Genomic DNA, 19,330 nt, shown 5'->3' with positions numbered 1-19,330 from the left:
GCTGACCACTCCGTGCGGCGCAACAAGCTCGCACCGAGTGGTCAACGCCGCACCACGCCGCCGCACCGGGCGCCGCGCCGGGCGCCGCGGCCGCCGGGTCAGCGGCGGCGGACGACCGCCTCGACCAGGGCGGCGATGACCTCGCCGGGGTCGACCCCCGGCAGCGCGGGCCCGTCGAACACGACCCCGACGTTGGCGGCGACGAGCGCCGTGGCGAACACGTCGAGCGGCATGCCGGCGTCGACCTCCGGGTGCGCCCCGAACCACAGTCGCACCAGCTCGTGCACACCGTCCTGCAGCACCCGTCGCTGCCGCACGAACTCGGGCAGCAGGTCGGTGTGCCGGATCGCGTAGGCGCGGAACTCCGACAGCAGGGCGAACTGCGCGCGCTGGTCGTGCCGTCCGAAGGCCGCTCGCACGACGTCCGCGATGTCCGCCGCGGCGATGTCGGCACGGATGAGCTCCTGCAGCGACCCGAGCACCAGGTTCGTCCCGCGCTGCATGACCTGCGCGAGCAGGTCCTCCTTCGACGAGAAGTTCGAGTAGACCGCGCCCTTGCTGAACCCGGCGCGTGCGGCGACGTCGTCGAGGCGCGCTCCGTGCACGCCCTGTTCGGCGAAGACGGCAGCGCCGGCGATGAGCAGACGTTCTCGGACCTCGGCCCGTGGGGTCCGCGGCGTGGGGGAGTCGGAGACGTCGTCGTTCATCGTTCCTGCTGGGGGCGGGGCCACCGGTGCTGGAGCCGGGGCGGGCGAGCTGGGGGTGGGAGACCTGCCGCGCCGCGCGTCTGATCACGCGCGGCATCAGCGAAGCCCCCATCACCACGTCTGCGCGGAACCGCCGCGTTCGGGTCGCGTCGGTTCGGTGCGGACGACATGAGCCGGGTCGATACCCGACGGTAGGGATGCTACGCCGGAGCACCGACAGATGACACCCCTCAGTCGTCGAACGAGGAATCCGTTGCCGTGTCGTGCTCTTCGCGGACACTGCCCGCTCCCGTGCGCCGTCCGGGGCGTCGGAGCAGCCGGAGTGCGTCGGGTCGCAGGCTCCGCCCGCGCCGCAGCAGCGAGCCGAGCGTCGACTTCGGCTGCCAGTCACGACCGTTGGGCAGTCCCCAGCCGCGGCGGACCGCACCCCAGCGCAGACCGAGCGACAGTGCGATCGCGGCCACGATCCCGATCGACGGCGACCCCAGGGCGGACGCGACGACCATCACCACCGACGCCGCGACGGCCACGGTGGCGTACAGCGCGTTCCCGCCGAACACCGCGGGCACCCGGCGCAGCAGCAGGTCCCGCATCGCGCCGCCGCCGACCGCCGTGATCGTCCCCATGATGATCGCGGCGGGCCACTCCAGGCCGGCGTCGTAGGTGCGCTGCACCCCGACCACCGCCCAGAACCCGATCACCGCCGCGTCGAGCACCGTGAACAGCCGGTCCCAGGTGATCTCGGAGAACGACACGAAGAAGGCGATGAGTGCCCCGGCCAGGGCGACCGGCACGTAGAGCGGGTCGACGAGCGCGACCGGGGGTCCGTTCTGCAGCAGGGTGTCGCGCAGCATGCCGCCGCCGAGCCCCGAGACGAAGCCGACGACCAGGAAGCCGAACAGGTCGAAGTCCATCGCCCGGGCGATCGATCCACCGAGCAGGGCGGACGCGAACACCCCGGCGAGGTCGAGCACGTTCGTGACCGACGCCAGGCCCTGGACGGACAGCAGGTTCATGAGAACCATCAAACCCCACGCCGAACGACTGGCGGGCCGAACGGCAGTTAGGTTAGCCTCACCTACGTCATGCTCGCCACCCTCGTCATCGGCCTCCGTGAAGGCCTCGAAGCGACGCTCATCGTCGGCATCATCGCCGCGTTCCTGCGTCGCAACCGTGTCCCCCTCGCCCCCATGTGGTTCGGCGTCGGGGTCGCCGTCGTGCTCAGCATCGGCGTCGGGTTCGGCCTGCAGGTCGTCGAGCAGGCCCTGCCGCAGGCGCAGCAGGAGGGCATGGAGGCGATCATCGGCATCGTCGCCGTGGTCTTCGTCACCGGCATGATCGTCTGGATGCGCACCCACGCGCGCACCCTGACCAAGGAACTCGAGGCGAGCGCGACCGAGGCGCTCGGCCGCGGCACCGCGTGGGCGCTGGCCGGCATGGCCTTCCTCGCCGTGCTCAAGGAGGGCTTCGAGACCGCGGTCTTCCTCCTCGCCACCTTCCAGGCGTCGTCGGACACCGGTCTCGCCGCCCTCGGCGCGGTCATCGGCATCGCGGGCGCCGTCGTCGTCGGGTACGGCATCTACACCGGCGGCGTCCGGCTGAACCTGTCGAAGTTCTTCACCGGCACCGGCGTCTTCCTGGTGTTCGTCGCCGGCGGGCTCGTGCTGACGGTGCTCCGGCGCGCGCACGAGGCCGGGTGGATCGTCATCGGGCAGCAGCGGACCGTCGACCTGTCCTGGCTCGCCCCGAACGGTTCGGTGCAGGGTGCGCTCGTCACGGGCGTGCTCGGCATACCGCCGGATCCCCGGGTGATCGAGGTGCTCGGCTGGGTCCTGTACGTCGTGCCCGTCCTCGCCCTGACGCTCTGGCCCCGCGCCTGGCGTCCGTCGGCGGCACGCGTCCCCGCGATCCGCGCGACGATCGCCGGTGCGCTCGCGGTCGCCGCCGCAGCACTGGCGATCGCCGTGCCGACAGGCGGGGTCGACCTGCCGCGCACCGCAGCGGTCAGCGGGGACGCCACCTCCGTCTCGGCGGACGTCCACGGCGCGTCCGGCGTCCTCCGCGTCGCCGGCACCACCACCGGCCAGGAGGCACGGCTCACCCTGCCGACGTCGGCCCACCGCCGCCTCACCCGCGCGGGCGTGGCCGCCGACCGGTGGCGGGTGCGCACGTCGGCCACCGCAGCGGACCGCCCCGCCACGCTGACGCTCGACGACCTCGTCGACCTGTTCGGCCGGATCCCGGTCGGCGTCTCGCCGTCGACGAACCCCGGCCCGTTCACCGCCCGCTGGGCGGTGCGCGACACCGTGACCCTGTGGACGGTCGGTGGTGGGGTCCTGGACGCCACCCGCGACGAACGCACGGTGCTGACGCTGAGCGACGGGGGCCTCCCGTTCGCGCGCACCACGACCCTGGACCGCTCCGTGTGGTCCGTCCCCGACTCCCGCGTCGAGCGGTCCGCCACTGCGGTGGCGACCGCGGACACGCGGGCTGCCGAGCTGCTGCTCTGGAAGGCCTGGTTGCCGATCGCCTTCGGCGTCGCAGCCGCCGCCCAGGCGCTGCTCGCGCTCCGTGACCGCCGTCGTCGGACGGCACCCGTGAACCCCACCCCCGAAACCGTCCCGACGCGCGGCCCACCCGCCGGGGACCCTGCAAGGAGCAACGACTATGCCGTTCGGTAAGCCCGTTCGACCCCTGATCACCCTCGGCGCCCTCGGCGTCGTCACCGCCCTCGCACTGACCGGCTGCGCGAGCTCCGACGGTGCCTCCGACAGCTCCACCGACGCCGCGAAGGTCTCGCGCGTCACCATCACCCTGACGAACGACGGCTCGGACCAGTGCAAGGTCTCCGAGACGAAGGTCCCCGCCGGGCCGGTCACGTTCTCGGTGGAGAACGAGTCCTCGACCGCCATCACCGAGGTCGAACTGCTGCAGGACCAGCGGATCCTGGGCGAGAAGGAGAACCTCGCCCCCGGCCTCGACGCCGTGCAGTTCACCGCGACCCTGAGCGGTGGGCAGTACCAGGTGTACTGCCCCGGAGCCGACACGGAGCTCACCGACTTCACGGTCACGGGCAAGGTCACCTCGACCGCGAACAGCAGCGCCGCCACCCTGCTCGACGAGGGCACGAAGGGCTACGCCGACTACGTCGACGGCCAGGTCACCGACATGGTCACCGCGGTGCAGCAGCTGCAGGAGGACGTCGACGCCGGCGACCTCGACGCCGCGAAGACCGACTACGCGAACGCCCGCCCGTTCTACGAGCACGTCGAGAGCGACGTCGACGGCTTCGTCAAGAAGGGCCACAAGGCGACCGACAACGCCGGCAACCTCGACTACCTGATCGACATGCGCGCCTCGAACCTCGACCCGGCCGTCGGCTGGAGCGGGTTCCACGCGGTCGAGAAGGACCTGTTCCAGGCGGGGGAGATCACCGCGTCGACCAAGAAGACCGCGGCCGACCTGACCGAGAACGTGCGGCTGCTCGCGAAGCTCGTCCCGACGCTCGACTACAAGCCCGAGGACCTGGCGAACGGTGCCGCCGGCCTGCTCGAAGAGGTCCAGTCGAACAAGGTCACCGGTGAGGAAGAGGCGTACAGCCACATCGACCTCGTCGACCTCGCCGCCAACGTCGAGGGTGCCCGTCAGGCCTTCGCGTACCTCAAGCCGGGCCTGACGAAGCTCGACCCGACCCTGACGAAGCAGATCGCGAAGCAGTTCGACGCGACGAACACGATGATGGACGGCTACCGCAACGCCGACGACCTCGGCGGCTTCGACACGTGGGACGCTGCGACCAAGACGTCCGACGCGAACCGCATCTCGCAGCAGATCCAGGCCCTGCAGGACCCGCTGTCCCGCCTCGCCGAGAAGGTCGCCACCGCGTGACGCAGCCAGACGACGACCGTGCAGCCCGCACCGGGGTCTCCCGGCGCGGGCTGTTCGGCGCGGGACTCGCCGCGGCCGGAGCCGGGGCGGGCGCCGCGGTCGGCATCGGCGGCGCGACAGCCGCGACGGGGGTCAACCCGCTCACGGCGGCCGCCAACGGTGACGAGTCCATCGACCTGTCCCAGAGCCACCCGTTCTACGCGACCGCCGCACGGCAGCCGCAGGGCGGGGTGCAGACCGCACCCCAGCGGTACTGCGTCTTCATGACCTTCGACCTGTCCACCAGCGTCGCGACCGAGCTGCAGGTGCTCCTCGCCCGCTGGTCCGCGGCGATCGCGCAGCTGCAGGCGGGCAAGACCGTCGGCAGCGTCGAACCCGCGCACGGTGACGGCGTCGGCGCGGACACCGGTGAGGCGCTCGACCTCGGCCCGGCGTCCCTGACGGTCACGGTGGGGTTCGGCCCCGGCGTGTTCGACGAACGCTTCGGTCTGGCCGACAAGCGTCCGGCGGACCTCGCCGACGTGCCTCGGCTGCCGAGCGACAACCTGCAGGCCGGACTGACCGGGGGCGACCTGTCGTTGCAGGCCTGCGCCGACGACCCGCAGGTGGCGTACCACGCCGTCCGCGACCTGGCCCGGATGGCGCGGGGGACGGCGACCGTGCGGTGGACCGTGCTCGGCTTCGGTCGTGCGTCGGCCGGCCCGCACCAGACGACGCCGCGCAACCTGATGGGCTTCAAGGACGGCACCAGGAACATCACGACGGACGAGGACCACGACCGCTTCGTGTGGGTCGACGACCCGGGCGACGGCGCGGCGTGGATGACCGGCGGCACCTACCAGGTGGTGCGGAAGATCCGGATGAACATCGAGATCTGGGACGCCGACGTCGTCAGCGACCAGCAGCGCGTGTTCGGTCGGACCAAGATCGAGGGCGCACCGCTGTCCGGCGGGACCGAGCACACGACGCCGGACTTCGCGGCGACCGGGAAGGACGGTGCAACGAAGATCGATGCGACGTCCCACATCGCCCTGGCCGCCCACGAGGCGAACGGCGGCGTGAAGATCCTGCGTCGTCCGTACAACTACACCGACGGCCTCAACGAGTACGGCCAGCTCGACGCCGGGCTGCTGTTCCTGGCGTACATGAACGACCCGGAGCACTTCACGCAGCTGCAGCGGAAGCTCGGCGCCTCGGATCGGTTGAACGAGTACATCTCGCACATCGGGTCCGCCGTGTTCGCGATCCCGCCGGCACCGCGCAAGGGGTCGTACATCGGCGAGCAGCTGTTCCGCTGAGCGTGCACGGCGCGCGCTGACGTCGACGGGAGGGTGGGCACCCTCCGCCGTTTCCCTGGAGGCGGAGGGCGCCCGCGTCGCGGAGTCTCGTCGAACGGAACCACCGCCGACCTGAGAGGCGACCCGGCGCGACGCGTCGCGATGCGACAAGCCCGACAGTACCCCGCTGATCCCCGGATCCGCAGTGCCAGCGCTGCTATGGGACAGGGAGCGCGGCAGCGGATCCGCGCGCGGTGCGCGCCGGACGCGATCCGTGCCTCCCGGCGCGACGGAACGGGCCGTCTCACGGTGGTGAGACGGCCCGTTCGTGTCGGACGGGAGGCCCGGTGTCAGTCCGTCTGGACGCTCGCGTCGGTCCGTGCGCGCTTCCGGCGCACGGCGACGAGTGCCGCGATGCCCGCCAGCAGGAGCAAGCCCGCTGCGATCCCCGGCGCCGTCAGGTCCGCGCCCGTGTAGGCGAGGTCACCGCCGGCGTTCGTCGAGTCAGACGGGTCGCCCGCCAGGTCCGTGCCGGTGCCCGTTCCCGTTCCGGGAGCGTTGCCGTTGCCGTTGCCGTTGCCGTTGCCGTTGCCGGCGCCCGGGGCGTCCCCGTCGCCCGCGCCCGGGTCGGCCGGGTCCGTGGGATCGGTCGGGTCAGTGGGTTCCGTCGGGTCCGTCGGGTCGACGGCCGCGGCGAGCGGGATGGTCACGGCGAGCGTGATCGTCTGGCCGCCCGGCAGGGTGACGACGAGCGGCTCGTCCGTCGTCGCGGCGGCACGGGCAGCCGTCCGGACCGTCGCTGCGTCGGCGGACGACTCGACGGTCGGCACGGCGAAGGTCAGCGTCGCGCGACCCTGCTCGTCGTTCGTGTCGACGATCGTCGGGTCGATCTCGGCGGTGGCGAGCTCGACGTCTCCGGCGCTCACCGACACGGTGCCGGCTGCAGCGGGGTCGTCGCTGCTGAACACGAGCGACGACAGGTCGATCGTGATCTCGTCACCGGGCTGGAACCCGCCCTCGGGGGTCGGCGTGACCGTGGCGCCGACGGCACGCTGGTCGGACGGCGGGGTGACCGTCGGGTTGTCGAGGAAGTAGTCCACCTGCGCCTGCAGGTCGACCTGGCCCGAGTCGGCGATGTTCGCGCCGGTCGCGAAGGCGGCGAAGTTGTCGCCACCGGTCGACAGGAACGAGTTGACCGTCACCTTGAGGGTGTCGTCGAGGGCGATCGACTCGCCGTTCAAGGTCATGCCGGTGATGCGCTCGCCACGGCCCTTCTCGGGGTCGTAGGTGTACGCGAAGCCGTCCGAGACGCCGAGCTTGAGGAACGGACGCGGCAGGCCGTCCGGCTGCCACTGCTGCTCGAGGGCGTCCTTGATCTGCTGGCCGGTCATGTCCTCGGTGACGAGGGTGTTCGCGAACGGCTGGACGAGCGCGGCCTCCTTGTAGGTCACCGTGCCGTCCGGGTCACCGGCGCCGCTCGACGCGTAGACCATGTCCGTGCGCAGCCCGCCGGGGTTCATGAAGGCGATCTGCGAGCCGTTGCGCTCGGTCGCGGAGCGCTGTACTTCGGCGATGGAGTTGCCCAGGACGGACTCGCCGCCGCGGTTCTCGGTCGTGCGGTCCGACTGCACCGCACGACGCAGGTCGCCGGTGATCTCGCCGAGCTTCTTGCTGCCCTCGACGTCCGCGACGGCCTTCGCAGCCGTCACGATGTCGGCCACCGCGTCCACCGAGGTGGGATCGGCCGGCACGCGGGTCTCGCCGTTGACCGACTTGACCTCGGACGTGATGCCGGTGAGCTGCTTGTCGGCGTCGACGGTGAGCTGCAGGTGTCCGTAGTTCACGCCGTAGGAACCGGTCTGGATCACCGGGCGGGTCGTACCGTCGGGACCCGCGATCTGGTGGTTGTAGGTCGCGTGGGTGTGCGCGGAGACGATCGCGGACACCTTCGACGAGACGCCCGAGGTGATCGTGCCGAACACGCCGGACCCGGTCGCGTCGGCGAGGGCGTTCGTGGGAGCACCCTCGTGCACCAGCAGGACGAGCACGTCGGCCTCGCCGTTGGAGTCGACACCGTCGGTGAGCTGGTCGGCGTACTCGTTGACCTGGCTGACGATCGGGGCCATCGCGAGGCCCTCGACACCGCCGGGGCTGACGAGCCCCGGGATGAGGTCCTCGGTGGTCGCGCCGATGAAGCCGACCTTCACGCCGCCCTTCTCCACGATGGAGTACGGCTCGAACGCGGGGTCGGTCGTGCCCTGCTCCACGATGTTCGCCGAGACGTAGGACCAGTCGGCCCGGTCCTCGATGCGGCCGGTCAGGTCGTCCTGGCCCTTGTCGAGCTCGTGGTTGCCGATCGCGCTGACGTCGAGGTCCATGGCGTTGAGCGCATCGATCGTCGGGGCGTCCTGCTGGATCAGCGAGGTGAACGTCGAGGCACCGACGTTGTCGCCGACGCTGGCGAAGATCGTGTTCGGGTTGGCCTCGCGGTACGACTGCACGACACCGGCGAGCTTGGCCGCACCGGCGGCCTTGTCGACGGTGGTGCCCTCGGACTCGATGCGGCCGTGGAAGTCGTTGACGTCGATGATGTCGATCGTCGTGTCGCCCTCGGCGGCGACGGCGGTGGAGGGGACGGACAGTGCGACGAGCACACCCGCGGTGGCGAAGGCCGCGCCGCTGATGATGCGCCGTCGGCGGCGCGGAGAGGAGTGGAGGTTCATCGTCGGAGAACCTATGAGGATGCACAGCCGACCCGCCAGTGTCGGGTCGAAGTCGTCACACGACGTTCACATGGGCTGAGGGTCCTGTGCGATGAGGGGGCGGAGCGTGCGGTGGGCGATGCGCAGCCCCTCGAGGACCTTCTCGTCCGTGCCGCCCCAGAGCGGGTCCTCGTGCTCGACCGACAGGGTGCCGTCGAAGCCGGCCTCGTACAGGCGGTCGACGACGTGCGGCCAGTCCACGACGCCACGGCCCGGTACTCGGAAGCGCCACCAGCCCATGTCCCACGGGTCGTCGCCCTTGTCGACCTTGCCGAAGAACCCGTACGCGTCGCGCTTCGCCGGGAAGAGCTCGAGGTCCTTCGCCTGGGCGTGCACGATGTGCTCGGCGAACGGCAGGATCGTCTCGACCGGGTCGATGCCGATCCAGGTCAGGTGCGACGGGTCCCAGTTCAGACCGAAGCCGAGGCCGGTGACCCAGCCCCAGAGCTCGGGGGAGTACGCCAGGTTGCCGGGGTAGCCGTCCGGGTGCCAGCCCTCCATCACGCAGTTCTCGATGATCAACCGCACACCGCGCTCGCCGGCGTAGTCGACGAGCTCGGGGAGGACCCGGTCGCCGATCCGCATGTTGTCGACGACGCTGCGGCTCATGTCACGGCCGATGAACGTGCCGACGTACGGCACGCCGAGCACCTGCGCGGCATCGATCGCGTGCTTGAGGTGGGTGCGGATCTCCTCGCGCCGGGCGAGGTCCTGGTGCAGGTTGTTCTCGTAGTACGCGAGCGCCGAGATCTCGAGGCCGGTTCGGTCGAGCAGGTCACGGGTCGCAGCGGCGTCCTCGTCGGTGAACGTCGCCACGGGCAGGTGCGCTGCCTCGAAGTCGCGGCCACCGGTGCCGGGCCACACGCCGACCTCGAGCCGCTCGTACCCCTGCTCGGCGGCGAAGTCCGCGATGCGGTCGAGGGTCCAGCCGGGCAGGCAGGCCGTCAGCATGCCGAGCTTCACCGGATCTCCCGCCACGTGGTCTCGGCCGCGCTGGTGATCACGGCGTCGATGATGTCGGCGGAACGTGCGCCGTCCGCGAAGGTCGGCAGGCCGTCGGGGGCCACACCGGTGCGGACCGCGGTGTAGGTGTCGGCGACGAACGCGGCGAAGGCGTCGAGGTAGCCCTGCGGGTGCCCGGACGGCACGATCGCCAGACGCCGCTGGTCCGGGTATCCCTGCGACGGGTCGCGCACGACGATCTGCGCACCACGCTCGTTGCCGAACCACGCGGACTCGGGCTGTTCCTGGTCGAAGGCGGCGCTGCCCCGGGTGCCGTCGACCTCGAACCACAGGCGGTTCTTGCGGCCGGAGGCCACCTGCGAGATCACCACGTTGCCGATGCGGCCGGTGCCGGTGCGGAACGTCGCGACCGCGGTGTCCTCGGTGGTGACCTCGGCCCGTTCCGCAGCGTCTGCGACCGGGTCGGGGTCCGGGGAGCCGGAGAACGACGGCCCCGAGGCCGCGGGCCGGGTCGGGTAGACGATGTCGGTCGCCGCGGACACCGAGGTGAAGCGCTCGCCGGTGACGAACTCGACCAGGTCGCACCAGTGCGAACCGATGTCGGCGAACGCGCGGGACAACCCGCTCGAGGTCGGGTCGACCCGCCAGCTCGAGGCGTCCTCATCGAGCATCCAGTCCTGCAGGTAGTGGCCGTGCACGGCGAGCAGTCGACCGAGGTCGCCGTCGGCGATGCGCGCGCGGATCTCACGGATCATCGGGTGGTAGCGGTACACGAACGGCACCGTGGCGACGACACCGGCGTCCGACGCCGCGGCGACGAGTTCGGCGGCCTGCGCCGGGTCGATCGCGAGGGGCTTCTCGCACACCACGTGGATGCCCGCGGCGATGACCGCCATCGCCTGCGGGTGGTGCTGGTCGTTCGGCGTGCAGATGTGCACGACGTCGGGGGCGTCCGCGATGACGTCGTCGAGCGATGCGTACCCACGAGGCAGGTCGAGTTGCGCCGCGACCTGCTCGGAGCGCGATGCGTTCCGGCCGAGCGCCCCGAGCACCTCGGCACCGGCGGCCCGGGCCGCGCGGGCGTGGACCCCCGCGATCATGCCGGTGCCGATCACGACGACGCGGAGGCGTCGTCCTTCGTACCCACTGCTCATGGTGCTCCCTCGCGCCGAACTGTCACCACCGTAGCGGCCCGGCCGTCCACCGGGGCCGATGAGTACGGTCGGAGGCATGTCGAGCCTCCAGACCAGCCTGCTCATCCTCGGAGCCAGCGGCGACCTGTCCAAGCGCCTGCTCCTGCCGGGTCTCGCGACCCTGCTCGAGGTCAAGGACGACTGGGACGTCCAGCTCATCGGGGCGGGTGTCGAGGACCTCTCCGACGCCGACTGGAAGGCGCAGGTGCGCGAGTCCTTCGAGAACGCGCAGGCGTCGAAGAACGAGGGCGACGAAGGGGCGGAGGGCGACTCGTCGCTGTCGGAGCGGCTGCAGGCCGTGATCGACGCGTCCTCGTACCGCAAGGCAGACGTCACGAGCGCCGACGACCTGCGCGCGCTGCTCGGAGCCTGCGACCACGACCCCGCGATCTACTTCGCACTGCCCCCGGCCGTGACCGAGAAGAGCTGCGAACAGCTCGCGCACCTCGACCTGCCGAAGCGCACCCGCCTGGCGCTCGAGAAGCCGTTCGGCACCGACGCCGCCAGCGCGGAGCACCTCAACGACCTGCTGCACTCGTTCATCCCCGAGGAGCGCATCCACCGGGTCGACCACTTCCTCGGCCGGTCGACGGTGCTCAACCTGATCGGGCTGCGCTTCGCGAACCGCATCATCGAGCCCCTGCTGTCCTCGCAGCACGTCGAACGCGTCGACATCGTGTACGACGAGACCCTCGGGCTCGAGGGACGCGCGCGCTACTACGACAAGGCCGGTGCCCTCACCGACATGATCCAGAGCCACCTGCTCCAGGTCATGGCGGTCGTGGCGATGGAGGCACCGGCGTCGATCGACGCCGACGACCTGCGGACCCAGAAGGAACTCGTGCTCCGTGCCGTCCGGCCCTGGGGCGGGGACGTCGTCGCCGCCGGCAAGCGCGCCCGGTACACCGCGGGCACGGTCGGTGACCGCAAGCTGCCGTCGTACGCCGACGAGGACGGCGTGGACCCGTCCCTCGGCACCGAGACGCTGGCCCAGCTGACCCTCGAGATCGCGAACTGGCGATGGGCCGGTGTCCCCTTCACACTGCGGTCCGGCAAGGCGCTCGCGAAGCAGCGCCGCGAGATCGTCATCACGTTCAAGGACTCCCCGCAGGTGCCGGTCGGCCTGTCCGGCGCCGCCCAACCCGACCGGCTCCGGATCTGGATCGCCCCGGACGAGATGCAGCTCGAGCTCAACGTCAACGGACCCGGCGACCCGTACACGATCGACCGCACGAGTCTCGAGACGACGTTCAACCCCGGACGGCTCAGCGCCTACGGCGAGGTCCTGGCCGGTGTGCTCGAAGGCGACGCGACCCTGTCGGTCCGTGGCGACAGCGCCGTGCAGGGCTGGAAGGTCGTCGGACCGTTCCTCGAGGCGTGGAAGGCCGGCACGACGCCCCTCGACGAGTACCCGGCCGGGTCGAGCGGTCCTGAGGACTGGGACAACATCGACGCCTGAGCCGGACGGCGGCGTAGCGTCGGACGACGTGACCACCATCGACGACGTCCTGCAGACCGTTCCCGAACCCGCCGGTGCCGACATCCGTGTCGAGCCCGTCCACTACGACCACGACGGCACCGACCTGTTGGGCGTGCTCGCGAAGGACGCGGCCATCGCCGGGCCCCGCCCCGCCGTCCTGGTCGTGCACGACTGGCACGGCGTGAACGAGCACGTCGAAGCGCGCGTGACGATGCTCGCCCGCCTGGGCTACGTGGCCTTCGGCGCGGACATCTACGGCGCCGGCGTCCGGCCCGGAGACGACACCGCCGGCCAGGTCGCCGGTTCGTACTACCAGGACCTGCCGCTGCTCCGGGCACGTGCCACCGCCGGACTCGAGCGGCTGCGGCAGGACCCCGACGTCGACCCCGCCCGCATCGTCGTGATCGGGTACTGCTTCGGCGGCTCCACCGCAATCGAGCTCGCGCGCACCGGTGCGGACCTCGTCGGTGCGGTGTCGTTCCACGGCGGGCTCATCACGCACGACCCCGCGGACGCCTCGGCGATCCGGGCGAAGCTGCTCGTGCTGACCGGGGGAGCGGACCCGATCGTGCCCGACGACGCCGTGCACGCGTGGCAGGACGAGATGCGCACCGAGCCCGGCGTCGACTGGCAGGTCGTCACCTACGCCGGGGCCATGCACGCATTCGCCGTTCCCGGCACCGATGCCCCCGACCACGGCGCCCAGTACCAGGAGCGCGCCGACCGCCGATCGTGGCAGGCACTGCGGGTGTTCCTGGCCGAGGTGTTCGGCGAGGAGGCCGCGGCGCTGTGACGCCGGGGGTTCGGCAGTCGCCTCGCGACACGCCGGGTGGAGCGGTCGGGCGGCCTCGATTGGCGCCCGGGCCGGAGCTGTTGTAGAGTCTTCCACGGCCGCAAGGCCACGCGCTCGTAGCTCAATGGATAGAGCATCTGACTACGGATCAGAAGGTTGGGGGTTCGAGTCCCTTCGAGCGCACAGTGCCGGTTGAACGGCATGACACCGAACAGATGAAGGGCCCCGGCGGATTCCGCCGGGGCCCTTCGTCGTTGGTGGTTCGTGCGCGAGTTCGAATGTTGCATGCGAATTCCTCGGGGATCAGGTGCGACCGGGTCTAGCTTCCTGCAGGCATGAGAGGCAGTGATGACTGAGATGGGTGAACTCGACATCTTCCGCGTCGAGGTCGATCGCGCGCTCGCGGTCGGCGCCTTCGCGGATCTCCTACTCGAGGTGGTCGACGTCGACGGACACTGTCCTGTCGTCGTTGCACTCGAGCACGAACGCCTGCCGGTGCTCCTGCGTCGGATCGAGAACGTCGGCGGGTACGCCAACGTCTTCGTGCGGGCGGAGCGAGGCATCCGTCGGATCGCCGTCATGGACGTCGACGGTGCGCTCGACGTGCGTGCAGCAGAGGACATGCGCGAACCCAGCGAGCAACCCAGCTCGTCGAGCACCGTCGGAGCGTTCCTCGACCACTTGGCGCACTGCGTTGGGGGCATCGTGCTCCCAGCACGCTTGGCGTCTGCCACGCACGGCGCTCTTCCCGCTCGGCAGGTGGAGATCGTCAGCGTCTGACCCGCTTCAGATCACCGACGCTGACGCCCGAGCAGCGCGATCCCCAGCACGACCAGCGCCACGACGACGAGCGCGACGACGACGAGCAGGGGAAGCAGGTCGATCGACGCGGTGTCGTCGTGGCAGTCGACGTTCCCGACGGCACAGGAGGCGAGGACGGTCGTCGTGGTCATGGTCCGAGTGAAGCACGGCGAGGTTGGATGGGGAACATGACGACGACGTCCGTGTTCGAACGGATACCTCGCGCGCAGTGGGTCGCGGACGACGAGCTCGTCTTCGCGGTCCTCGATGCACACCCGGTGTCACCTGGCCACACGCTCGTCATCCCGAAGCGGCGGATCACCAGCTGGTTCGATGCGACCGAGGGTGAGCTGTCCGCGATGACCCGGATGGTGGCGCTGCTGAAGGCCCGGCTCGACGAGCAGCACCACCCCGACGGCTACAACGTCGGGTTCAACGACGGGTCCGCCGCCGGCCAGACCGTCTTCCACGCCCACCTGCACGTCATCCCACGCTTCGCCGGCGACGTTCCGGCGCCGGCGGGCGGGGTGCGGCACGCCGTCATCGGGCGCGGCCACTCCTGAGCGCGGTGGCCAGCAGCCGGCGGCCCGCGGCCAGTGGAAGGACGGGGCGACCAGTCAGTCCCAGAGGTGGATCGTCGAGTCGATGACGCCGGACAGCGCGAGGGCTCCGGGGACGAGCACGCCGAACAGCGTCAGCGTCGCGCCGATCAGGATGGCCGCGAACGCCAGTCCGTCCCCGCGCTCGCCGGTCCGTCGGACCTCGCGCCGCGCGATGAACCCGACGACGACGCCGCCGATCGGGGCGACGAAGGCGAGTGCGATCGCCACGACGGCGAGCAGGCTCAGCGGCGCGAGTCCGGGCGTCCCGTCCGTGCTCAGGGCGGAGGCGGCCGGTGCGGAGGCGGCCGGGGCGGAAGCAGCCGGCGCGGAACGCTCGGGGGCGAGGTCGGTCACGGGTGTCTTCCGTTCAGTCGGCGCACGTGGCGAGTTGCGGGTGTGCGAGGTCCGGCCCAAGAGTAGAGCGACGGCGCCAGCAGCGGTGGCCCGCGTTCGGGGTTCAGCGTTCCGAGCCGCGCCCAGCTCAGCGCCCGAGCGCCGTGAGCTGCTTCTGCAACCCGCGCTCGAGGTACGGCTCCAACGACGTCGCCCACGTCGCCGTGATGTGCGTGGTGTCCCGGTAGACCAGCACGCCGCCGATCACCGCGGGGCAGGTCGTGTCGGTGCAGTAGTAGTCGGTCAGGTCGATCACCCCGGCTCGTCCTCCGGCGGCCTTGAACGCCCGCACGGCCTCGATCGACGAGTCGGTCTGGGCGAGCGCCTCGGAGCGGGGCCGGTCGCACGACGGGTTCGTCGGCCCGGACATCTTGCTCACGCAGGCGATGACGTCGGGCCGGGGGACCGGGTTGTCGCGGATCGCGATGACGGGGAGCTCGTCGCCGGCGGCCTGCTCCCAGGCGTCGACGAGGCCGTTGCGGGTCGCGATGTCACGCGAGGCTCCGGCTGGCAGGCTGACGGGCATCTGCGTGGCGGAGTGGGTGACGACCAGGGCGTCGGCGTCGCGGTGGGCGCGGACGTAGTCGATGGCCGCGTGCTTCCACGCGTTGCAGCCGCGCAGCGCACCGGCGTTCACCGAGTTCTGCTGCGCCGTGGTGAGGTAGCAGCCGCCGATGCCGGCCAGGTCGATGCGCCACCCGTTGTCGTCGGCGATCTTCTCGTAGGCGCCGAGCAGGGCGTTGCTGTGCGAGTCGCCGATGACGATCAGGCGCTTCGACCAGCCGGTCGCCTTGCCGAGCACGCAGGTGCGGAAGGTGCCGTTCCAGCACTCGGGGCGGTTCGCGTCGTCGTCCTCGGCCGCGGCGGGGGCCGGGATCCGTGTGTCGGCGAGGGCCGGGTCGACGCAGGGGTCGGCGGAACTGATCCGTGCGGCTGCTCCGATGCAGGACTCGTCGTCCTGTGCCCGTTCGGTCGCGAGCTGTTTCGTGAGCTGCTCGGTGGCGCCTTCGGCGTGGACCTCCTGCACGTAGACGGCGGTCAGGGTCGAGGCGCCGAGGGTCACGACCGTGAAGGTGCAGATGACGCCGAGGGCGACGACCCCGCGGGGCCGCAGATCGCGCAACCAGGTCGAGAAGCGGACGGGTTCCTCGAACCAGATGGTCGTGACGGCGGCGAGCCCGACCGACACCAGGAGCACCGAGGTGCTGGTCGCCCAGTCGAGCGGGCGCCCGAGCATGATCGGCAGGATCACGACGAGCGGCCAGTGCCAGAGGTACAGCGCGTACGAGATCCGTCCGGTGAACGCGACCGGGCCGAGCGCGCCGATCGACTCGAACACGGTGCGTCCGCCGAACAGCACCACGAGGGTCGCGCCGGCGACGGGGAGCAGCGCGGCGATCCCGGGGAACGGCGTCTCCGCCCCGATGACGAACAAGGACAGGACGAGGGCCACGGCGCCGACGCTCGTCAGGATCATGCGCACCCGCCGGGCGACTTCCGTGCGGACCTCGGGCAGGTGCACGGTCGCGGCGAGGCCGCCGAGGGCGAACTCCCACGCGCGGGTGCCGGTGGAGAAGTACGCGACGCCGGGGTTCGTGCTGGTCTGCACGATGCTCCACACCAGGGACAGCACGACGACCGCGCCGAGCAGCAGCCGTGCGGTGGTCAGCGTCGAGAGGCGCCCGCGCACGGCGACGGCCAACCCGATCAGCAGCAGCGGCAGGACGATGTAGAACTGCTCCTCGACCGACAGCGACCAGAAGTGCTGGAACGGTGAGGGGTCGTCCGCCGAGGCCAGGTAGTCGACCGAGTTCGCCGCCAGCTCCCAGTTCTGCAGGTAGACGGTCGAGGCGATGAGCTCGCGGCCGTACTGCCCCCAGAGTGCGCTCGGCACGGCGATCAGGACCGCTGCGCCGGTGGTGGTGATGGTGAGGAACGCGGCCGGCAGCAGGCGTTTGGCCCGGCGTGACCAGAACCGGCCGAGGTGGATCGTGCCGGTGGCGACCTGTTCGCGCAGCAGGAGTCCGGTGATGAGGAACCCGGAGATCACGAAGAAGACGTCGACCCCGACGAACCCGCCCCGCAGGGCGTGCGGCCACAGGTGGTACACGACGACGGCCAGCACCGCGAACGCGCGGAGGCCCTGGATGTCCCACCGCGTCGTGTCGCGCGCGCGGTGCGCGGGGCCCCGCTCGCCCGGCGTTGCAGTGTTCACTGCGACGATCCTACGAGAAGCGCGTCACGCCCTGGGACGGCACGCGAGAAGACGGGAGGCCCGTGGCGGTCTCGCCACGGGCCTCCCGTCCGTCGTTCGCTCGCCCCCACCCCGTGGGGTTCCGAGATCTCGGAACCTCGCGGGCACGCACCGTCCTGATCGGAACCTCGACGGAACGCACGCGGGGTGTCGTGGAACCTCGACGCAGCGCGCGTCGCGTGTCGATCCGCGCGCAGCGTCAGACGGTCGCGCGCACCTCGGCCAGCGACGGGTAGTCGGTGTAGCCCTCGGCGGTCGCACCGTAGAAGAGCTCGGGGCGGGGCTCGTTGAGCTCCGCGTCCTGCTCCCAGCGGTGGGCGAGGTCCGGGTTCGCGATGGCGGGACGGCCGACCGCGATCGCGTCGGCGATGTCCTGGTCGTGGACGACGGTGATCGCTTCTTCACGTGTCGTCATCGCACTGAAGCCCGAGTTGACGATGAACGGTGCGCCCGCGGTGCGACGGACGTGCTGCACGAGGTCGCCGGTCGGCTCGGCGTGCAGGACGTCGATGAACGCGAGTCCGAGCGGGGCGAGGCCCTCGGCGATCGCCGTGTAGGTCGCGCGGACGTCGGCCGCGTCGTCCTCGATGACGCCCTGGATGCCGTGCTCGGGCGACAGGCGGATGCCGGTGCGGTCCGCGCCGACGGCCTCGGCGACGGCGGTCGTGACCTCGATCGCGAAGCGGGCGCGGTTCTCGGGCGAACCGCCGTACTGGTCGGTGCGGGTGTTCGAGACCGGGGACATGAACTCGTGCACCAGGTAGCCGTTCGCGCCGTGGACCTCGACGCCGTCGAGTCCGGCGGCGATGGCGTTGCGGGCCGCCTGCGTGAAGCCCTGCACGGCGTCTTGCACCTCGGCGGTGGTCAGTTCGTGGGGGACGGGCATGTCGGCCTTGCCGGTCGCGGTGTGGGTCTGTCCGGGAGCGGCGATCGCGCTCGGGGCGACGATGCGCGGCGTCTGCGAGATGTCAGGGTGGGAGACGCGGCCACCGTGCATGAGCTGCATCACGATGGTGCCGCCCTCGGCGTGCACGGCGTCGGCGACGCGGCGCCAGCCGGCGATCTGCTCGTCGGTCTCGATGCCGGGCTGCCCGGGGTAGGAGCGGCCTTCCTGCACGGGCCAGGTGCCCTCGGTGATGATCATGCCGAGGCCCGCACGCTGACGGTAGTGCTCGACGAGCAGGTCGTTCGGGATGCCGTGCTCACCGGCGCGGGTGCGCGTGAGCGGGGCCATGACGACGCGGTTCGACAGGCGCAGGGCGCCGAAGGAGGTGGGTTCGAAGAGCTTCACGAGGGACTGGAACGTCGTGTTGCTCGGTGCAATTCCCGCCGTCAGTCGCGCGGGCAGACCAGGGTCGACGAACGGACCTGGCCCTCGGGGCGGATGACCTGGTGCCGGGAGAGGGGCTTGCCGCAGATCGGGCAGCCGCGGTCCACTGACCGGTCGTCGACCCCCTCGGGATGTCCGGCGCCGATCTGCGACGGACCCATCTTGTTGATGAGCGTCGTGTTCCACCGTTCGTACCACTTGCCGAAGCGACCCACGGTGCATCCTTTCGTTCGTGCACGAACCATTATGGCACCATCGGCCCCGGATCACACCTGGTCGACCCGCTCCAGCAGTTCCGTCAGGTCGTCCTTGAGCGCTTCGAGGCGTTCCAACGGCCACCCGAGCCGGTCCGCGACCGCCAGGGGGACCGCTCGTGCGCGGTCGCGCAGTGCCCGACCGGCCGTGGTGAGCGAGACCTCGAGCTGCCGTTCGTCGGCGGCGCTGCGGGTCCGGCGGACGTAGCCGGAGGCCTCGAGCCGCTTGAGCAGCGGGCTGAGGGTGGCCGAGTCGAGCCGCAGTTCGCCGGCGATCTCGCGCACCGACCGGGGGTCCTGCTCCCAGAGTGCGAGCATCACGAGGTACTGCGGATGCGTCAGGCCCATCGGCTCGAGCAGGTCGCGGTACAGCCCGATGACGCTCCGGCTCGTGGCCGCGAGGGCGAAGCAGAGCTGCCGGTCGAGCGCGAGCGGGTCGGGTGCGGAGGTCATGCGCCCACGATACCGTTCGCCCACGAAGTGTTCTCGGCTGGCGCGACGGCCGCGTTCATGCGTGCACAGCTATCGACAGAACATCAGCCGATCGACGCGTGTTCTGTCGCATGGTGCAGACGCATCAGATGCGTGTGTACGTTCCGACGTTCCACGCGTCGATCAGCGGGTGGAACGTCG

Annotated in this window: 18 protein-coding genes and 1 tRNA gene; 8 read left to right on the top strand and 11 right to left on the bottom strand. The window is 71.0% G+C overall.

The annotated features are described in order from the left end of the window. Positions 1-98: 98 nt before the first annotated feature. Together DEJ14_RS14485 and DEJ14_RS14480 are read right to left on the bottom strand one after the other, a co-directional pair. The gene (locus DEJ14_RS14485) at positions 99-707 is read right to left on the bottom strand and encodes a TetR/AcrR family transcriptional regulator (protein ID WP_111084642.1); all 609 of its coding nucleotides are present in this window, start codon (positions 705-707) and stop codon (positions 99-101) included. A 230-nt stretch (positions 708-937) separates the two neighbouring features. Beyond that, the gene (locus tag DEJ14_RS14480; RefSeq protein ID WP_111086199.1) at positions 938-1,723 is read right to left on the bottom strand and encodes a trimeric intracellular cation channel family protein; all 786 of its coding nucleotides are present in this window, start codon (positions 1,721-1,723) and stop codon (positions 938-940) included. A gap of 69 nt (positions 1,724-1,792) precedes the next feature. Between DEJ14_RS14480 and efeU the strand changes: the two genes are divergently transcribed. The 3 genes from efeU to efeB are packed head-to-tail and all read left to right on the top strand — an operon-like array spanning position 1,793 to position 5,893. Beyond that, positions 1,793-3,388 carry an iron uptake transporter permease EfeU gene (efeU, locus tag DEJ14_RS14475; RefSeq protein WP_111086200.1) on the top strand — a complete coding sequence of 532 codons (1,596 nt, stop codon included), beginning with the start codon at positions 1,793-1,795 and terminating at the stop codon, positions 3,386-3,388. Further along, positions 3,375-4,595, top strand: a complete 1,221-nt coding sequence (efeO, locus tag DEJ14_RS14470) for an iron uptake system protein EfeO (protein WP_111086201.1) — start codon at positions 3,375-3,377, stop codon at positions 4,593-4,595. The genes efeU and efeO overlap by 14 nt, the downstream gene beginning before the upstream one ends. After that, positions 4,592-5,893 carry an iron uptake transporter deferrochelatase/peroxidase subunit gene (gene efeB / locus DEJ14_RS14465; RefSeq protein WP_111086202.1) on the top strand — a complete coding sequence of 434 codons (1,302 nt, stop codon included), beginning with the start codon at positions 4,592-4,594 and terminating at the stop codon, positions 5,891-5,893. The genes efeO and efeB overlap by 4 nt, the downstream gene beginning before the upstream one ends. A 329-nt stretch (positions 5,894-6,222) precedes the next feature. On the opposite strand, the gene DEJ14_RS14460 is transcribed toward efeB, so the two are convergent. From DEJ14_RS14460 to DEJ14_RS14450, 3 genes are all read right to left on the bottom strand, one after another. Beyond that, complete coding sequence (locus DEJ14_RS14460; protein WP_111086203.1) at positions 6,223-8,595, bottom strand: bifunctional metallophosphatase/5'-nucleotidase; 2,373 nt, start codon at positions 8,593-8,595, stop codon at positions 6,223-6,225. A gap of 66 nt (positions 8,596-8,661) precedes the next feature. Continuing rightward, entirely contained in the window at positions 8,662-9,597 is a 936-nt protein-coding gene (locus DEJ14_RS14455) for a sugar phosphate isomerase/epimerase family protein (protein ID WP_111086204.1), read from the bottom strand. Then, positions 9,594-10,751 (bottom strand): Gfo/Idh/MocA family protein, encoded by a 1,158-nt coding sequence (locus DEJ14_RS14450; protein ID WP_181437606.1) that lies wholly within the window; start codon positions 10,749-10,751, stop codon positions 9,594-9,596. The genes DEJ14_RS14455 and DEJ14_RS14450 overlap by 4 nt, the downstream gene beginning before the upstream one ends. A 76-nt stretch (positions 10,752-10,827) precedes the next feature. Between DEJ14_RS14450 and DEJ14_RS14445 the strand changes: the two genes are divergently transcribed. From DEJ14_RS14445 to DEJ14_RS14430, 4 genes are all read left to right on the top strand, one after another. Further along, positions 10,828-12,249: a glucose-6-phosphate dehydrogenase gene (locus DEJ14_RS14445; RefSeq protein ID WP_111086205.1), complete on the top strand. Its 1,422-nt coding sequence runs from the start codon at positions 10,828-10,830 to the stop codon at positions 12,247-12,249. Between the two features lie 28 nt (positions 12,250-12,277). After that, complete coding sequence (locus tag DEJ14_RS14440; RefSeq protein ID WP_111086206.1) at positions 12,278-13,063, top strand: dienelactone hydrolase family protein; 786 nt, start codon at positions 12,278-12,280, stop codon at positions 13,061-13,063. 110 nt (positions 13,064-13,173) lie between these two features. Further along, positions 13,174-13,246 (top strand) — tRNA-Arg (locus DEJ14_RS14435). 165 nt (positions 13,247-13,411) lie between these two features. Continuing rightward, a complete protein-coding gene (locus DEJ14_RS14430; protein WP_146249806.1) occupies positions 13,412-13,843 on the top strand; it encodes a hypothetical protein in 432 nt (143 codons plus the stop codon). Between the two features lie 11 nt (positions 13,844-13,854). Here DEJ14_RS14430 and DEJ14_RS14425 read toward each other — a convergent pair whose 3' ends face one another. Continuing rightward, the gene (locus tag DEJ14_RS14425; protein WP_181437607.1) at positions 13,855-14,016 is read right to left on the bottom strand and encodes a hypothetical protein; all 162 of its coding nucleotides are present in this window, start codon (positions 14,014-14,016) and stop codon (positions 13,855-13,857) included. Positions 14,017-14,052: 36 nt separating this feature from the next. On the opposite strand from DEJ14_RS14425, the gene DEJ14_RS14420 reads away from it, so the two are divergent. After that, the gene (locus tag DEJ14_RS14420) at positions 14,053-14,427 is read left to right on the top strand and encodes an HIT family protein (RefSeq protein WP_258373335.1); all 375 of its coding nucleotides are present in this window, start codon (positions 14,053-14,055) and stop codon (positions 14,425-14,427) included. A 54-nt stretch (positions 14,428-14,481) separates the two neighbouring features. On the opposite strand, the gene DEJ14_RS14415 is transcribed toward DEJ14_RS14420, so the two are convergent. The 5 genes from DEJ14_RS14415 to DEJ14_RS14395 all read right to left on the bottom strand — a co-directional run bounded on the left by DEJ14_RS14415 (position 14,482) and on the right by DEJ14_RS14395 (position 19,150). Continuing rightward, positions 14,482-14,820, bottom strand: coding sequence for a DUF4190 domain-containing protein (locus DEJ14_RS14415; protein WP_181437608.1), 339 nt, complete (start codon positions 14,818-14,820; stop codon positions 14,482-14,484). 127 nt (positions 14,821-14,947) lie between these two features. Next, on the bottom strand, positions 14,948-17,074 hold the full coding sequence (locus DEJ14_RS14410; protein ID WP_111086210.1) for an acyltransferase family protein: 2,127 nt from the start codon (positions 17,072-17,074) through the stop codon (positions 14,948-14,950). A 238-nt stretch (positions 17,075-17,312) separates the two neighbouring features. Further along, positions 17,313-18,404 carry an alkene reductase gene (locus DEJ14_RS14405; protein ID WP_111086211.1) on the bottom strand — a complete coding sequence of 364 codons (1,092 nt, stop codon included), beginning with the start codon at positions 18,402-18,404 and terminating at the stop codon, positions 17,313-17,315. A gap of 41 nt (positions 18,405-18,445) precedes the next feature. Continuing rightward, complete coding sequence (locus DEJ14_RS14400) at positions 18,446-18,658, bottom strand: hypothetical protein (protein WP_181437609.1); 213 nt, start codon at positions 18,656-18,658, stop codon at positions 18,446-18,448. A gap of 51 nt (positions 18,659-18,709) precedes the next feature. Then, positions 18,710-19,150: a MarR family winged helix-turn-helix transcriptional regulator gene (locus DEJ14_RS14395; protein WP_111086213.1), complete on the bottom strand. Its 441-nt coding sequence runs from the start codon at positions 19,148-19,150 to the stop codon at positions 18,710-18,712. Positions 19,151-19,330 lie beyond the last annotated feature (180 nt).

It is taken from the genome of Curtobacterium sp. MCJR17_020 (assembly GCF_003234365.2).
GTDB lineage: Bacteria > Actinomycetota > Actinomycetes > Actinomycetales > Microbacteriaceae > Curtobacterium.
Note: the sequence above shows the minus strand (reverse complement) of the source record. Positions and strands in the feature narration are given on the sequence as shown.

Bases quoted from the DNA above. Each gene is read 5' to 3' on its own strand.
- DEJ14_RS14485 (WP_111084642.1), bottom strand. From the start codon at position 707: ATGAACGACGACGTCTCCGACTCCCCCACGCCGCGGACCCCACGGGCC.
- DEJ14_RS14480 (WP_111086199.1), bottom strand. From the start codon at position 1,723: ATGAACCTGCTGTCCGTCCAGGGCCTGGCGTCGGTCACGAACGTGCTC.
- efeU (WP_111086200.1), top strand. From the start codon at position 1,793: ATGCTCGCCACCCTCGTCATCGGCCTCCGTGAAGGCCTCGAAGCGACG.
- efeO (WP_111086201.1), top strand. From the start codon at position 3,375: ATGCCGTTCGGTAAGCCCGTTCGACCCCTGATCACCCTCGGCGCCCTC.
- DEJ14_RS14460 (WP_111086203.1), bottom strand. From the start codon at position 8,595: ATGAACCTCCACTCCTCTCCGCGCCGCCGACGGCGCATCATCAGCGGC.
- DEJ14_RS14450 (WP_181437606.1), bottom strand. From the start codon at position 10,751: ATGAGCAGTGGGTACGAAGGACGACGCCTCCGCGTCGTCGTGATCGGC.
- DEJ14_RS14445 (WP_111086205.1), top strand. From the start codon at position 10,828: ATGTCGAGCCTCCAGACCAGCCTGCTCATCCTCGGAGCCAGCGGCGAC.
- DEJ14_RS14430 (WP_146249806.1), top strand. From the start codon at position 13,412: ATGACTGAGATGGGTGAACTCGACATCTTCCGCGTCGAGGTCGATCGC.
- DEJ14_RS14425 (WP_181437607.1), bottom strand. From the start codon at position 14,016: ATGACCACGACGACCGTCCTCGCCTCCTGTGCCGTCGGGAACGTCGAC.
- DEJ14_RS14420 (WP_258373335.1), top strand. From the start codon at position 14,053: ATGACGACGACGTCCGTGTTCGAACGGATACCTCGCGCGCAGTGGGTC.
- DEJ14_RS14395 (WP_111086213.1), bottom strand. From the start codon at position 19,150: ATGACCTCCGCACCCGACCCGCTCGCGCTCGACCGGCAGCTCTGCTTC.